The sequence below is a fragment of the Colwellia sp. MB02u-10 genome (genome assembly GCF_014077185.1).
Taxonomy (GTDB): domain Bacteria; phylum Pseudomonadota; class Gammaproteobacteria; order Enterobacterales; family Alteromonadaceae; genus Cognaticolwellia.
Genome location: NZ_JACGVK010000108.1, coordinates 82,997 through 98,345, shown reverse-complemented (window position 1 = coordinate 98,345; position 15,349 = coordinate 82,997). Strand labels below are relative to the sequence as shown.

Annotated in this window: 12 protein-coding genes; 3 read left to right on the top strand and 9 right to left on the bottom strand. The window is 39.1% G+C overall.

The window, feature by feature from the left end; all coding sequences use genetic code 11:
• Positions 1-13 precede the first annotated feature (13 nt).
• The 4 genes from H4J59_RS06805 to tatA are packed head-to-tail and all read right to left on the bottom strand — an operon-like array spanning position 14 to position 1,897.
• Positions 14-529, bottom strand: coding sequence for a hypothetical protein (locus tag H4J59_RS06805; protein WP_182237936.1), 516 nt, complete (start codon positions 527-529; stop codon positions 14-16).
• The gene (gene tatC / locus H4J59_RS06800) at positions 529-1,284 is read right to left on the bottom strand and encodes a twin-arginine translocase subunit TatC (RefSeq protein ID WP_182237934.1); all 756 of its coding nucleotides are present in this window, start codon (positions 1,282-1,284) and stop codon (positions 529-531) included. Before tatC ends, H4J59_RS06805 begins: the two co-directional genes overlap by 1 nt.
• The gene (gene tatB, locus H4J59_RS06795) at positions 1,281-1,649 is read right to left on the bottom strand and encodes a Sec-independent protein translocase protein TatB (protein WP_182237932.1); all 369 of its coding nucleotides are present in this window, start codon (positions 1,647-1,649) and stop codon (positions 1,281-1,283) included. Before tatB ends, tatC begins: the two co-directional genes overlap by 4 nt.
• Entirely contained in the window at positions 1,649-1,897 is a 249-nt protein-coding gene (tatA, locus tag H4J59_RS06790; RefSeq protein ID WP_182237930.1) for a Sec-independent protein translocase subunit TatA, read from the bottom strand. The genes tatB and tatA overlap by 1 nt, the downstream gene beginning before the upstream one ends.
• 139 nt (positions 1,898-2,036) lie before the next feature.
• Between tatA and H4J59_RS06785 the strand changes: the two genes are divergently transcribed.
• Complete coding sequence (locus tag H4J59_RS06785) at positions 2,037-2,969, top strand: hypothetical protein (protein WP_182237928.1); 933 nt, start codon at positions 2,037-2,039, stop codon at positions 2,967-2,969.
• Positions 2,970-2,992: 23 nt separating this feature from the next.
• Here H4J59_RS06785 and H4J59_RS06780 read toward each other — a convergent pair whose 3' ends face one another.
• Positions 2,993-5,620, bottom strand: a complete 2,628-nt coding sequence (locus H4J59_RS06780; RefSeq protein ID WP_182237926.1) for an EAL domain-containing protein — start codon at positions 5,618-5,620, stop codon at positions 2,993-2,995.
• Between the two features lie 315 nt (positions 5,621-5,935).
• On the opposite strand from H4J59_RS06780, the gene H4J59_RS06775 reads away from it, so the two are divergent.
• Positions 5,936-6,631 carry a YceH family protein gene (locus tag H4J59_RS06775; protein ID WP_182237925.1) on the top strand — a complete coding sequence of 232 codons (696 nt, stop codon included), beginning with the start codon at positions 5,936-5,938 and terminating at the stop codon, positions 6,629-6,631.
• Positions 6,632-6,723: 92 nt separating this feature from the next.
• On the opposite strand, the gene H4J59_RS06770 is transcribed toward H4J59_RS06775, so the two are convergent.
• The 4 genes from H4J59_RS06770 to H4J59_RS06755 all read right to left on the bottom strand — a co-directional run bounded on the left by H4J59_RS06770 (position 6,724) and on the right by H4J59_RS06755 (position 11,645).
• On the bottom strand, positions 6,724-7,128 hold the full coding sequence (locus H4J59_RS06770) for a hypothetical protein (protein ID WP_182237923.1): 405 nt from the start codon (positions 7,126-7,128) through the stop codon (positions 6,724-6,726).
• A gap of 211 nt (positions 7,129-7,339) precedes the next feature.
• On the bottom strand, positions 7,340-8,419 hold the full coding sequence (locus tag H4J59_RS06765) for a site-2 protease family protein (protein ID WP_182237921.1): 1,080 nt from the start codon (positions 8,417-8,419) through the stop codon (positions 7,340-7,342).
• Between the two features lie 342 nt (positions 8,420-8,761).
• Positions 8,762-9,955 (bottom strand): aromatic amino acid transaminase, encoded by a 1,194-nt coding sequence (locus H4J59_RS06760; protein ID WP_182237920.1) that lies wholly within the window; start codon positions 9,953-9,955, stop codon positions 8,762-8,764.
• A gap of 367 nt (positions 9,956-10,322) precedes the next feature.
• Complete coding sequence (locus H4J59_RS06755; RefSeq protein WP_182238009.1) at positions 10,323-11,645, bottom strand: DEAD/DEAH box helicase; 1,323 nt, start codon at positions 11,643-11,645, stop codon at positions 10,323-10,325.
• Between the two features lie 329 nt (positions 11,646-11,974).
• Between H4J59_RS06755 and H4J59_RS06750 the strand changes: the two genes are divergently transcribed.
• Positions 11,975-15,310 (top strand): DEAD/DEAH box helicase, encoded by a 3,336-nt coding sequence (locus tag H4J59_RS06750; protein WP_182237918.1) that lies wholly within the window; start codon positions 11,975-11,977, stop codon positions 15,308-15,310.
• The last annotated feature ends 39 nt before the right edge of the window (positions 15,311-15,349 follow it).

Sequence of the window (15,349 nt, the reverse complement as noted above, 5' to 3'; positions counted from 1 at the left end):
GAATATAAACTTTTTATTTCAAACGTTTAACACGAATTTTTCTATTGGAATCTGGGAGGTTTTTCTTCAAATAAACCGCACTCATAAAGCCTTTTTTAAGTAAGACACTATCGCCGACCTCAACCTTAAGAAAGTCATTATCAGTTTGCTGCCACTGTTGACCGTTGGTAAAGGTGAAGTGCCATTTATTGTAGTGATCTTTACTTAACTGCTCAATAGTCAACACAACCTGTAGGTCTTCTTCAGCTACTTTATATGTGGCTAAATGTTCTGCACCAAAGTCTGCTACTTTTGTCGACGTAGGAGCCATGGTAGTTTCGGCTTTAGCCTCGGACGTATTTTTTTCCATTTTAGCGATCACATTGACGGGTGGCACAGCTTGCTTAGCTAAGTCATCAAAACAGACCAAACGCGCTAAATTGTCTTGAATTTTTAGACATTGGGTTAAGCTGCCATTGAGTGTTTCTGCTTTTGTTGTTAATGATAACAAGGTCAAAATAGCAAGCGATATAATAGAATTCTTTTTCATTATTGTTCTTCCTTTGATTCTGTTTCTTCCTCTGTTCGATAATAAACAGAGGCGATAATAACACCTAACTCAAATAGTAGTAACATGGGTAATGCCAGCATGGTTTGAGAAATAATATCTGGTGGTGTTAACAACATACCAACGACAAATGCACCAACGACAATATAAGGGCGTTTAGTGCGCAAGCTAGCTGGAGTTGTTACCCCAGTCCAACACAGTAATATAATGACAATAGGGATTTCAAATGCGGCACCAAAAGCAAAAAATAGTTTTAAAACAAAATCCAAGTAGCTGCTAATGTCTGTTGCAATGGTAACGCCATCGGGTGCTACCGAAGAAAAGAAGGCGAAAGCAACTGGAAACACCACATAGTAAGCAAAGGCAATACCGCCATAAAACAATAATGTACTACCCAGCATTAAGGGGGCCATTAAGCGTTTTTCATGCTTATACAAACCCGGCGCAATAAATGACCACAATTGATATAAAATGTATGGCATGGCAATAAATATAGATAAGACAATGGTAAGTTTAAATGGCGTAAAGAAGGGGGATGCTACATCAGTCGCGATCATTTGCGTACCCTCTGGCATAACGGCCAAAAGTGGCTTTGCGACATATTGGTAAATATCTTGGGCAAAGTAAATCAACGAACAGAAAACAACCAACACACCTAACACTGCATGCAATAATCGTGTTCTCAGTTCTAATAAGTGATCAAATAATGTGTGATTTTGTTTAACGGCTGAACTCATTTACCCTGCTTTTCATTTTTATTATCATCGAGTGGTTCAACTTTTTCAGACGAGTCCGTTGTGTTTTCAACTGTTTGATAAGGATTATTGACCATTGCTGCCGCTTCTTCTAGTGACTTCACTGAGGCTGCAACTTCTGGTGATAAGTCTTTCATGCCAGCTTGTTCAGCTTTCTTTAAATTAGCATGGAGTTCATGGATACGTAGCTCTTCGGTGAGTTCATTTTTAACGCCCTCACTAAAATTACGCATGCTATTTATCCAGCTACGCACAGAACGAATTGCCACGGGTAATCGCTCAGGCCCTAGTACGACCAAGCCAATAATAGCAATTAATAGCAGTTCCCAAAAACCTATATCAAACATTAGACTTGGTCTTTCTCTTTTTCAGCCGCAGTGCTTTTTTTGGCTGTTTTATCACCTAAACTGTCGTTATTAGCTAAATCTTCTTGGCTAGCGTCTTCTTTTTTTGCTGTATCGTCAGTTACTGCACTTTTAAAGCCTTTCACTGCTGATCCTAAATCAGTGCCCAAATTACGTATTTTTTTTGTGCCAAATAACAATACGACAATGACCGCAATAATTAATAATTGCCAAATACTTATACCGCCCATAAAAAACTCCTATAATTTATTTGATTTCATTATAAAGTTTATAGAAAAAAAATCACCAACTGATATGATAAATAATGAGGTAAAACAAATTTTGATAAGAATGTATTGTAAAAATCAGTGTTATTGGTATTTTTGCCTAGTGTTATTTTACTTTGTATTTGCAAATTCAGCACAAGCTTATGCTTCAGCAGAAGTAAAAGTGCCCGCTGAACAAAAAGATGAACACTGGATGCAAGGATTGCATGAAACGGTTTCTGACTCCGTTTATCAATCTGCGAAATGGTTTGATAGTTTTTTTATTGCAAATGATAGTGAACAACAAAGTCCAAAAACAACCGCAAAAATTAGTTTTGCTTGGTTGCCAAAAAGTCGTGACTGGAGTGAAATCAAGCCGCGCTTTCGATTACGTGTTAAATTGCCGCATTTTCAAGACAGAGTTAGTGTGGTGTTATCTGACGAAACAGATGATGAACTAAACAATCTACCGCTAGAGTCGGTCAACAGCAATTCGAGCACTGAAGAAGAAAAATTTTCTTTAGCACTAAACTATACCAAAGATAAAAAAAATGACCGATTAATGAACTATCGTTTGGGTATTTCAGGTGGAGATATATTTGCTAGAGCAAAACATAAACGCCGATTAACTATTAATACCAAGCAAGGTTTTTTAGTCGAACCGTCAATGTATTACTACCTTAATGATGGCTTTGGCGCTAAATTATTGTTGGAATACGATTATCAATTAAGTAGCAAATCACTTTTTCGTCTAAATTATAGTATTCGAGGCTCGGCAGCATTTAGTGGCATTCGCTGGAAGCATGGTTTTTATAAACTAAATCAAATAAGTCACACCACGGCATCAGTGCTGAGCTTACAAGCTGAAGGTGAACGCAACGGCGCACGAGGCTTTGTTATTGATAAGTATACCTTAAGTTATCGGTACCGCTTTAATGCTTTGCGCGATTGGTTGTTTTTTGAAGTAGAGCCTTTTGTCGAGTTTCCCGAGCAAGACAATTACAACACAACCCCGGGTATTGCTTTACGTATTGAAGGATTTTTTCACAAGGGTTAGCGCTAACTTGTTCGAGCGTTAAACTAGGTCTGAATAATTGCTACCGCATTACTGTTAGTATCACTTTCATTTTCAGTATTATTGTCCACTATTTTTCCTGGCCGGCTAATATAATAGCCTTGGCCAAATTGACAACCTACGGTTTGTAGCTTTTTGAACATGGCTTCAGTCTCGATGCCTTCAGCTACAAGTTGGTAGCCAAATTTTGTCCCCAGCTCATGTAAGGCTTTAATTAAAGATAAGTTTTTATCGTTGTGATTTAAAGTATGGATAAAACTGCGATCGAGTTTAATAAATTCAAATGGGTAGTTATGTAAAAAATTAAACGACGATAAACGAGCACCATAATCATCTAAAGCTAACTTAACGCCAAGCTCTTTCAATCTCTGTAAGCCTTTAAGTGCTAGTTCGGTATGTCGAGCAAAAGCAGATTCATTAAACTCGAGAATCAGTCGTTCAGGCTCAACCGTATTAGCACTAATTAAAGCCATTAATTTTGCTAATTGGTTCGCTTGAATTAAGTGACGGCCTGAAAGGTTGACACCAATATAAGTGTGCTCATATTCTTTTGACTGTTGCCATCGCTTTAATTGTATACAAACTTGTTCAATCACCCAGGTTTCTATATCTAAAATCATACCGGTGTCTTCTGCCATAAAAAGAAAATCACTCGGGGTTAATAAGCCCTTGGTTGGATGCTGCCAACGTAAAAACACTTCAAAACCTATAGTTTTAGTTGAGGTTAAATCTGAAATTTGCTGATAATGTAACTCAAACTGTTTACTTTTAATGGCTTGCCTTAATTCTTGCTCAAGCGTCATGCTGGCAATAATTTTTTCCCGCATGCTGTCTTCAAAGAAAACGTATCGACTGCGGCCTAAACTTTTTGCTTCATACATTGCTGCATCAGCATCACGTAATATTTCGCTGGCATCTTTATAGCTAACCCGACTTTGAGCAATACCCATACTGGCATTTGAATACAAGGTATGGCCCTCAAGTTCAAAGGGTTGCGCAATTGATGTAATGATACGAGATGCAATTTCTTCAATATCTTCAGGTACTTGCAATGAGTCTAATAACACCACAAACTCATCACCACCTAACCGGGCTAAAATGTCATTGTCGCGCACACAATGACCTAAACGGCGCGCAATTTCGATTAAGAATTGATCGCCAGCGTGATGTCCTAGGGTGTCGTTGATCATTTTAAAGCGATCTAAATCAATAAATAAAACGGCAAACCTATGGCTAGGATGGCGCTTTAAATGCCGAATAGCATAGGTTACACGCTCTGAAAACATCGATCTATTCGGCAGTTGTGTTAAAGCATCATGATGTGCGTCATGAAACAAACGCGCCTCTGCTTTTCGACGTTCTTCAATTTGCATGCGTAAATTGAGATTGGTTGCTTGGAGTTCTTGGGTGCGTTTATTGACTATCTCTTCAAGCACTTCATGGTCTTTTATTGTTTGTTGTTGCGTGTTTTGTCGTAAAATTTCAATTGCAATATGGTGACTAACAAAACGCATAAGCTCGAGATCTTTACTGTGATAAGCATTTTTGTCTTGATAATGCTGGATACCAATAACCCCAAAGATCTCACCCTGATTAGATAAAGGAGCGGCCAGCCAAGCCTGTGTTAAGGCGAAATCAGGATATGGCGTGCTAAAATCATCTTGTGTTACTTCACCCTCTGCCGCTAAGGTGTACATTATGTTATCGCTTAACAGAATAGGTTTACCCTTTCTTATGACCATTTCAGACAGGCCGTCACTGAGCTTTCTCGTCACGGGCTGTGCAAATTTCTCATCACAATAGTAAGGAAATTCTAATTGGCTTTTATTTTCAGATAATAAGGCGATATAAAAATTTTTTGCGGGTAACAACTTATTAATTTCGTCATGCAATGCTTGATAAAATTCTGATATAGCTTGCGATTTTGTTGTTAGCTCAGAAATATTAAGCAGTACTTGATGTGTTTTAACTGCCAATTGCCTTTCAACAATTTCACGCTGTAACTCTTGATTGGTTTGCGTTAATTTAACGGTACGCTGTTGAATACTAGACTCTAATAACTCTCTACTTCGAACGCGATCTATAGCTGTGACTAAATGTTCAGCAATAAACTCTAAAATTTGGCAGTTTTTTTCAGAAAAATAGCGTTTTTTATCGTAACTTTGTAGAGAAATAACACCGATAACCTGTTCGCCACGTTTTAATGGCACACCAAGCCAATCTGCCCATACTGAGCCATACAAGACAATTTTATCCGCTTTGGCCAGTGCCATTCTTTCTTTTGCAGAACAATGTAGTGGTGCTTGGCGTTGTAAAACTAAGCCGGTTAGACTTTTTCGTCCTTTAGCTAAATTAAGATCTTCATGTAAACGCTTTTCTACAGGATTATGGCAGTAAGTTAATTGTAATTCGTTAGAAGTGTTTAATAAGGCTATATTGAAACTGTCAGTAGCTAGTAAGGTTTTAATCACAGATTCAAGACCGTGATAAAAGGCATCTAGATCGGTTATTGAACTGGATAATTCAGACAGTTGTAACAAACCCGATTGCATGCTTTTAAGCTGTCGATACTTTTTAAGTAGCGATTTTAACTTAGGAAGTTGGCGTGTCGCATGAGTATTTTCCTTCGCCATCAAGTCCATTTATAGATTCCGCTTTATCATTAGTATTATTTTTATACGACTAGTCTAACAAAATAAATAGGGTTAGCGAGACCTTAGCGTCATTTATTCTTTAATTATAATCACATAAGCTCAGTTTTGACTATAAATGTCAAAATAGTAGCGCTTTCAACTCAATGAGACTGTTATACAGCCTGCATAAATGATAAAAAACATAGTTTAACCATAGTTTAACTATGTTTTTTTTATGAGTAATTATGCACAATTACATAGTAAAGGTGAAAGTTGCTTGATATAACTAGATGTTTTAATAAGGATGCTTTTAATATGATTTCATTATCCGCAGTGCAATGCCGCATTATCGGTGTGATGCTAGAAAAAGAAACGACTACACCAGAGCAATGTCCTCTTTCTATCAACAGCATTACCTTAGGCTGCAATCAAAAAAGTAACCGTGAACCTGTGATGTCACTGGCAGAAAATGAGGTGCAAAACGTTGTTGATGAACTGGTACACATGAATCAGTTAATGATAGATCAAAAAGCTTCAAGCCGAGTAAATAAATACTTTCATCGCTTTTGTAATACTGAATTTGGCAATTTACAATTTTCAGCCCAGCAAAGAGCCATTATTTGCGTGTTATTCCTAAGAGGGCCACAAACACCAGGAGAGTTAAGAATACGTACCAACCGTCTAGCTGACTTTGCTGATGTCAGTGAAGTTGAAGTGGCCTTAAATCAATTACAAAACCTTAACAACCAAACGCTAGTCAAAAAACTCGAGCGAGAGCCAGGAAAGCGCGATTCCCGTTATGCACATTTACTCTCAGACCTTGATGCAGCTGACTTAGCTCAAAGGGACTTAGTTAAAGGGAACTTAGCTGAATCGAGTGTCACTCAAACAGAAAATATTGCCTTGGCAAGTGATGATAAACTAGCTCAGCGAGTAACCGTGTTAGAGCAACAAGTGGCGGTATTAACAGAACAAATGGCTTGTTTAACTGAGCTACTTGAAGACAAGTGACGATTAATTTCATCGCCGTGTGGAGCCAGTTTAGGTAACACTTTTACTTGATTGAATTCTTTTGATTATTCTTTTGATTCTTCTTTTGATCATTATTGCAGATGGACTAACCCGCTATCATCACGTTCAAAACCATGGCAGATATAACCGCTTTGCGGACGTTTTTTCTTGGCGATTTGATGGAAATGCTCATAGCCGACTGAAAAGGCAAATGGGTTGGCGTTGTAGTCGGCGTAAGCTTGATCACTGCCGTTCTTCGCTTCTCTGACGCCAGCAGCGAATGAGCTTAAAAAGTCATCTCTGTTATTGAGCAAAATGGTGGTGGGGCCATTTACATCTTCAACGAGTTCAAACGCGCCGAGTGCAATATACTTATCAACAATTAGGTTATTGAATACGCCACAGTATTGTTCAGTTTCTTGATCATAAGCCACGGGTGAGTCATCGCTTGCTTCCATTAAAGAGACAAACAACTCTCTTACTTTTTTTGAAATCATAAACTATTCCTTTTCAAGCGGTATTTGCGTCGTCAGCTTAAGTTTAAGCTTTCACGCTTATTTGCCATTATAAAGCTTTGATTCATTTTACGGCAATGCTGCTCTCTGCTATAGCGTAAGAAGAGCTTTAGCGGGTTAAGTTGATAACATCAATTGCCAGCCAACTCAGCCCGCGGCCAGCTTAACTACTGACTATGTGAACGGACAAATGTTAACTGCCTAATATTTTAAGTGGTAGCGACAATGCGTCATTGCCTGTTTGGCCCACCAGCCAAATAATGGCAGATAAACCCCCAACGGTAACGACATACCATAACGTGGAGACAATTTGTGCATAGCGATTAAGGGGCAGTAACTGGCTTAAATGCCGGCGTTTATATTCAAAAAATATTTCTATGCTACCAATAGCCAGTAAAAAGCCTAACAACGCTAAACCAAAGTAATAACTGATATAAATACCCAGCGCTGCGCCTAAGGCACAAGCGACTAAACCTACTTTAGAGTTGATTGAAAAAGCGATGCTTTTCAGCACATGGCCACCGTCTAACGGCAATATGGGCAATAAGTTAAATAAATTGAGCAGGGCATTAAATACGGCCAAGCCGGCGAGTATTTCTATATCGGTCAGCCAATAACCCACTAAGCAAGCGATAGAAAGTATTAAGCCGAAAAAGGGCCCCATAATTGAAATAACAATATCTTGCCAGCGGGTATTAATTTTGTCATCGCTCAGCGCTAAACCGCCAACAAAGGGGATGAGATATATACCTTTAGTTTTCAAGCCAAAGTATTTCATCGCTCTAATATGACCATATTCATGAAAAACGAGGCAAAGAATCAGTGCGATGGCAAACTCAATAGAGAATAACCAGCTATAAGCCGCCAAACTGCCGGCAGCAAATAACACTTTAACCACCTTGGCACTTTTCAATAGCTTCAAGCCAAGGCCAGCCATACCGACTAAACTAAATTTAATTGGTTGCTTTTCCCCTTTGACGATTTGGCGTTGCTCTATGTCTTTTTCATTGAGGGTATTATCGTGTAATAGCTCGTTATTGACTAACAGTTGAAATTGCAGCGCAAAAGGTTGCCATTGCAGTGAACCCTTGAGTTCTACGGGTAATTCACCATGCTCATTTTGTAGGGTAAATTTATGTGTAAATGACTCACTGTCGGCATGAGCATTAATTTGTGAGACACATTGCTCATCCCAAAATACTTGCTGCCATCCGGCCATTGACCCTTCTAATCTTAGTGTTTTTCCTAGACATTCTACTTCTAATAATTGCAATTAATTAACTCAGCATATAAAACCTTGCCCGATTATCGCTATATTTTCAGCCGCATCAAGGTTTATTGACAAAACATTAAGGACAGTTAATGTTTTAAAATATTTTGCACCTCATTTATTTGGCCCTGTTGACGTTAATTGTTGCCGCCTTAGACCGCATTAACTTGGCTATTCATATTGTGCCCATCAGGTTAATTTCCTGTTTAACGCTTGACGGACTCAAGTGTGAGCGACAAAAAAATGACCCAAAGCTATATGGCGATCTGTAAAAGCAAGCTTAGTTAAAAGACTTACTTTATCTCTAAGCTATCAAGCGTGCTGTAAAATAGAGCCATTTATTGGTTATTGCTCATCTCGTGTGACCGCTAAAACGCTGGCGACTAGGTAATCCATATGTTGCTCTGGAATTGATGCCAGATTAATGCGTCCGTTATTCAAGCCGTATATGGCATATTGATCTCTGAGTATTTCCATTTGCTCTGCGGTTGCTGGCAACATAGAAAACATGCCTTCTTGAGATAAAATATAATCAAAATAATTATCGCCTGAGTGTTGACGAAAGGCCGCGCAAAGTTTTGCTCTGATGGCTTTAATTTTAATATTTATCTGTGTCAGTTCATCCGACCAAACTTTTCTCAGCTCAGGGGTTTTAACAATGGTTTTTACAATTTCAGCGCCATTAGACGGTGGTACCCAATAAGTGGTTTTACTCATAATAGCAAGTTGAGCTTGCGCTTTGTCTGCTTCTGCTTGTGTTGGACTTAAAATATAAGCCGCACCGACTCGATCACTGTATAAACCGAAGTTTTTTGAACAACTTACGCAAAGTGCTAGGCGATCAACCGTATTAGCGATAGTCAGTAAGCCAGCAGCATCTTCATTTAATCCGTCGGCAAAGCCTTGATACGCGGTGTCGATTAAGGGTAAAAATCCGGTAGATTTTGAGAGCTGAGCAATTTGCTGCCAATGTGGCAATGTTAAGCGTAATCCTGAAGGGTTATGGCAAGAGCCGTGCAAGAGCACAACATCATTTTCGCCTAATTTTTCAAGGGTATTGAACATGCCCATTTCATCAAGCATCATGGTTTTTTTGTTAATAAAAGCGTATTCCTCATAAGCCAAACCGGCGGCTATAATGGTGGGAATATGGTTGGCATAGGTTGGGTCACTTACCCAAATTTTGGCCTCAGGGTTGGCGAGCTTAATTAAATCTAATATGGCGCGTAAGCCGCCACTGCCACCGGCTGTTTGAATGCCATTGACGTAGCCATTCACTGTTTGGTTTGCAAACACCATTGCTTGTAGTAATTGCACATATTCAAGATCACCTTTTGAACCCACATAGCTTTTATTTCGTCCGGCATTGGCGAGCATTTGGTCGGCTTGCTTTACTGCTTGCATTAGCACGACCTTGTCATGGCTATCTTTATAAACGCCTACGGTTAAATCAACTTTAAAAGGCCTTTCATCTTGAGATGAACGTGCCATCAACTCTATAATTTCGTCAGTAGCAGGTAAGGGGATATTGGCAAACATGAGTTCTCTTTAATTAACTAATCAATAAGTAAGGTAATCGAATATATTCAAGGCAAGAGTATACGCTATTATTTGCCATGATTTTTAGCCGAATTATTTAGTAGGATGATAAGGCAAAAAATATTTAAGGCCATATTTTCGATACTGGCATTGGTGAATCTCAAGACAAAAAGCAGTCAGTAACATTATTCAAAATTTCACTAACTTTACTAATTTAAATAAATAGCCAATACAAAAGGCCGATAGGTTAAGTATCGGCCTTTAAATTCAGCTAAATCACATTGGGGGTTTATCGGCACTTCGGCTTATTAAACCTTCAAGTTAGAAAAATAGCTTGCATGAGATAATACACTTTATACTCGTTAAGTTATTCGTTTTCAGCATAACCTGCCCAAATATCAGCATTAACGGTCGCTTTCTTTTTGCGTTTTTTCTTACCGCTGCCTTCAGGTGCGGCCATAGGTTTCTCTGCGGCTAAAATTGAATCATCGCTAATTTCATCGGCCTCAAAACCTTCGACTTGCTCACGTTCAAGCCAAATTTTATTCTTTTTCTCGATCACTTTAAAGTGATGATAATCTTCATGATCGATAAGTGATATCGCCAAGCCTACCTCACCCGCACGGCCACTTCTGCCAATACGATGCATGTAGTCTGATGGACTTCTGGGTAAGTTAAAATTGATCACCACGGGCAGTTTTTCAATGTCTAGGCCACGGGCAGCAATATCAGTGGCAATTAACACAGCAATCTCGCCGGCTTTAAAGCCGTCAAGCACTCGACTACGTTCGCCTTGGCCTTTATCGCCATGAAACACGGCAGCAGTAATACCATGTTTAGCCAATTTTTCAGCTAAATGTTCACAGTGGTGTTTGGCATTGACGAAAATAAGCGCTTGTCGCCATTGCTGTTGCTGAATTAAATGCGCTAATACCGCTGTTTTTTCGCCCTTGTTAACAGTAAAAACTCGCTGTACCAAGGTGCTGGCGTCGCTACTTTGTAATTGTATTTCAATCGGGTTGTTAAGCAGTTCTTGGGTTAATGCCTTGACTTGCTCAGGGAAGGTCGCTGAAAACAATAAGGTTTGTTTTTTCTTTGGTAATAAGGCTAACAACGCAGAGAGTTCTTCAGTAAAGCCGAGACTTAACATTCTATCGGCTTCATCAAGCACTAAGGTGTTGACCTTATCGAGCTTAATCGCATTACTTGAAATTAAATCCAGTAATCGACCGGGTGTTGCCACCAAAATATCACTGCCGCCACGTAAGGCTAGCATTTGCGTATTGGCTGATACACCACCATAAACTGCCACGGTTTTTATTTTGCCGTTAAAATGCACGGCATAAGACTTAATGCTGTCAGCTACTTGCTTAGCAAGTTCACGCGTAGGCACCAAAATGAGGCCAGTAACATAGTTACCTTTAGTACTACTCGCTAATGATTTTTCAGCCTGTGGTGGCAGAGCAAGTTGTTGTTGCTGTATTTTTTGCAATAGCGGCAGTGCAAAGGTAGCTGTTTTACCTGAGCCAGTATTTGCCCCGGCAATTAAGTCACGTCCGGCTAATACACTTGGAATAGCTTGCGCTTGAATGGGCGTGGGCTGTTGATATTCTAGCTCAGTTAGTCGAGCTAACAAAGGTGGAATAAGGCCAAGTTCTGTAAAATTGGCTGGCGTTGTGACAGAGGTCATTAATATAAAGGGCTCAAAGCTAGGGTAATAACTGCCTATTTTAGCGTATTTATGCCTAGCTGAGTTAGTGAAATCGATCAAATCTTGGCGTAATCTTATGCAGGCTTATTCAGGGTAAGTATACGGCGTACTATACATTGGTATCATCAGGAGCATTGAAGGTTTTAAGTCTCAGTGGTATTATTCGTATGAAACATGAGTAATCCGCAATCAGCAGCTAACCCTGAAAGTTCTATTACTATACTTAATACTTTTATCCTGTTGAGAAGATATAATGACTTAACTTTTCAACTTACCCATCTATTTGAGTTCTTAATAATTAAAACCTTATGGCTAAAAATACGTTTACACCTGAGTTACTAGAACAACACTTTACCAAAAATGAATGGAAAAAAGGCACGAGAATTTTTCAGGCTAAAGGTATTAAAACCTGTGCTCTTGACGGTGAAACAATTCGTGGCGTAGTTTTTAGTGAGCGCTCTCGCCAAGTAGGGTATCTAACACGGTTAGTTTTTGAAGAAAAACAGGGTGATATTGCCAGTTATTGTGACTGTTATATTGGTCGTGATTGCAAGCATGGCGCCGCTTTAGCGCAGTATTTTGTTGATGAACATTTTGATCACAATAGTATCGCTTCATCTGAAAAAATAGTGGATAAATGGCTGACCCGCTTTCAAGCCCAACCCAGTAGATATCAACCCAATAGCCAACAAAAATCATTATTATACTTTTTAAAGCCCAACAGCTATAACGAAGATGATTATTTTACCTTAGGGATTAAATCAGCTCGACCAAAAAATAGTGGTGGTTGGAGTCATACCCTTGGCAGTGAATATTCTGCCAGTTCGTTAATTAATAGTGCCTATGCTACGAACGAAGATGTTGGGGTACTAACCGAGCTTATTCGCACAAATCAATATGGCGATAACATTAAATATTTTGATTTATTTGCGCGTATTATAAAAACTAATCGCTGTTTTTGGCAGACAAATTACGACCTGAACGACGCGATTACCTTAGGTGACCCCCTAGAAGCACAATGGCAGTGGTTGGCATTGGGTAACCATTTACATACCTTGCAGCTAGTTTTTATGCAGCCATCAAGCAGTATTCTTATTATCAAAGCACAACCGCTGTGCTATTACGATGAAGAGCAAAATTGTTTTGGCGAAATTAAGACCAATACTCAATGTGATTTTGAAGCCGACTTACTCAATTCACCGATTTTTGAAGAAGATAAGTTACCCTGGGTAATGAGCAAGTTGTCAATGTCATTAGGTGATGCAGTGCAGCGCTTGCCAAAACCAAAAACAGAATTTTCTCAAGAGTTAACTAAGCCTGAAGTGTATTTGCACTTTTCTACCCCTGCAGAAGCTAATCCACAGTCAGGTTTTGTGCGGGTTAATTTCTCTTATCAAGGTAATTTAGTTAATCCGCATAATGACAGTGTCACGGTTTCACCTGCTAACTTGACTGACGATGACAGTGACGGCGCTAGCAAGGTAAAGCTGTATCGAGATTTATCCTTTGAACAAACGGTCATTGATAAACTGTCGACGTTAAAATTTAACGCTCAGCCTAAGCCTAAGCGTTACACTTTTACCAATGAAGACTATTTGAATAAAGACAAAGTACCTAAGTTTTCAATGCTAATGCAAGGGCGCTATGCTTGGCATCACTTTTTGCATCAAGAATTACAAGTGCTTAAAGATCTGGGTTGGCATATCAGCTTTGCGGATAATTTTTATTATAAAGCACTTTCCACCGACAGCATATTTGACGCAGAAGTGATTGAAACTGATGATCATGATTTTTTCTCTTTAGGGTTAAATTTAACCATTGATGGTAAGAAAATGCCGGCGTTTCCTATTTTGCTGGGGGCTATCGAGCAACTACCTAAATCGGTATTATTTGATCGTGACAAAGTGGGTGGCGAAAAAACACAGCTTATAGCACCCGACTCACCGATTTATGTTGATCTAGATAATGGGGACTTTGTTGCTTTGCGTTATCAAAGCGTACAGCCCATCTTAAAACAATTTATTGAACTATTTATGCCCAACGCCTTAAATAAAGATGGCAGGATGGAGTTATCACGCTTTCAAGGACATCAAACCTTATCGATGTTAGATGACCAAGGCATGATAGCAACAGGTACCAGTAAGTTAAGAGCGCTGGCGGATAAACTGAGCAACTTTCAACAAGTTACTACCGTACCTGTTCCTCTTGGTTTAAACGCTACGTTAAGAACTTATCAGCACCAAGGACTAAACTGGTTACAGTTTTTACGCGAGTATCAATTAAACGGTATTCTGGCGGATGATATGGGTTTAGGTAAAACCATTCAAGCCTTGGCGCACTTACTGGTTGAAAAACAGCAAGGTCGACTCAACAAGCCAGTACTTATTGTGGCGCCCACCAGCGTTATTTTTAACTGGGCAAATGAGATAGAAAAATTTACCCCACAACTTTCATATCAAGTATTACACGGCAGTAAACGTCAGCAACACTTTGATTGTTTTGACCAGGGTGAAGGCAGTGAAAATCAAGTTGATATCATTATTACCAGTTATGCGTTAATTATTAAAGATTTAGAACATTACTGTGAACAACAATTTTATTACCTTATTCTTGATGAAGCGCATTATATAAAAAACACTAAAACTAAGTTATATCAAGCATTTATGACGTTAAAGGCGCAGCATAAATTATGCTTAACAGGTACGCCTATGGAAAATCATTTAGGCGAGTTTTGGGCGCAATTTAATTTTTTACTGCCAGGCTTTTTAGGGGGACAAAGACAATTTACTAAGCTCTTTAGAACCCCGATAGAAAAGCATGGTGATCATGAACGTAAGCAGCTATTAAACCAGCGTATTAAGCCGTTTATTTTACGCCGAACCAAAGATAAAATAGCCACAGAGTTACCACCAAAAACTGAGATAATTCAAAAGCTACGTATTGAAGGTAAGCAAGCTGAGCTCTATGAATCAGTACGCTTAGCCATGGACAGTCGCTTAAAAGATATTATTGCCGATAAAGGTTTAAAACGTAGTCAGATAGAAGTTTTAGACGCGTTATTAAAACTAAGACAGGTATGTAATCACCCTAAGTTATTATCACTTGAAGGTGCTAAAAAGGTCAATCAATCGGCTAAACTTGATTATTTAATGGAAACGCTGCCAGAGCAAATTGATGAAGGCCGCAGAATATTAATTTTTTCACAGTTCACCAGTATGCTGGCTTTGATAGAGGCAGAGCTGATTGAAGCGGGTATTGGTTACGTTAAATTAACTGGTTCAACTACTAAAAGACAAGAGGTAGTTGATAAGTTTCAACGTGGTGAAGTACCGGTATTTTTAATTAGCTTACGTGCGGGCGGTGTGGGCTTAAACTTAACCGCAGCCGATACCGTTATTCATTTTGATCCTTGGTGGAACCCTGCGGTGGAAAACCAAGCCACGGACAGAGCGTACCGTATTGGCCAAGACAAACCCGTTTTTGTCTACAAATTGATTATTGAAAACTCAATAGAAGAAAAAATTCAAAAAATTCAGCAAAACAAAGCCGAGCTTGCAAAAGCTTTATTATCTGAAGAAGTTAGTGATAGCAAATTAAGTTTAACCGATGATATTTTAACCTCACTGCTTGCACCGCTAAGCTAGCCTAGCAGGTAATAGCCATTAAATTAATGGCTATTACCT

Coding starts and splice junctions, on each gene's coding strand:
- H4J59_RS06775 (WP_182237925.1), top strand. CDS start 5,936: ATGATTTCATTATCCGCAGTGCAATGCCGCATTATCGGTGTGATGCTA.
- H4J59_RS06755 (WP_182238009.1), bottom strand. CDS start 11,645: ATGACCTCTGTCACAACGCCAGCCAATTTTACAGAACTTGGCCTTATT.
- H4J59_RS06750 (WP_182237918.1), top strand. CDS start 11,975: ATGGCTAAAAATACGTTTACACCTGAGTTACTAGAACAACACTTTACC.
- tatA (WP_182237930.1), bottom strand. CDS start 1,897: ATGGGCGGTATAAGTATTTGGCAATTATTAATTATTGCGGTCATTGTC.
- H4J59_RS06760 (WP_182237920.1), bottom strand. CDS start 9,955: ATGTTTGCCAATATCCCCTTACCTGCTACTGACGAAATTATAGAGTTG.
- H4J59_RS06770 (WP_182237923.1), bottom strand. CDS start 7,128: ATGATTTCAAAAAAAGTAAGAGAGTTGTTTGTCTCTTTAATGGAAGCA.
- tatC (WP_182237934.1), bottom strand. CDS start 1,284: ATGAGTTCAGCCGTTAAACAAAATCACACATTATTTGATCACTTATTA.
- tatB (WP_182237932.1), bottom strand. CDS start 1,649: ATGTTTGATATAGGTTTTTGGGAACTGCTATTAATTGCTATTATTGGC.
- H4J59_RS06805 (WP_182237936.1), bottom strand. CDS start 529: ATGAAAAAGAATTCTATTATATCGCTTGCTATTTTGACCTTGTTATCA.
- H4J59_RS06780 (WP_182237926.1), bottom strand. CDS start 5,620: ATGGCGAAGGAAAATACTCATGCGACACGCCAACTTCCTAAGTTAAAA.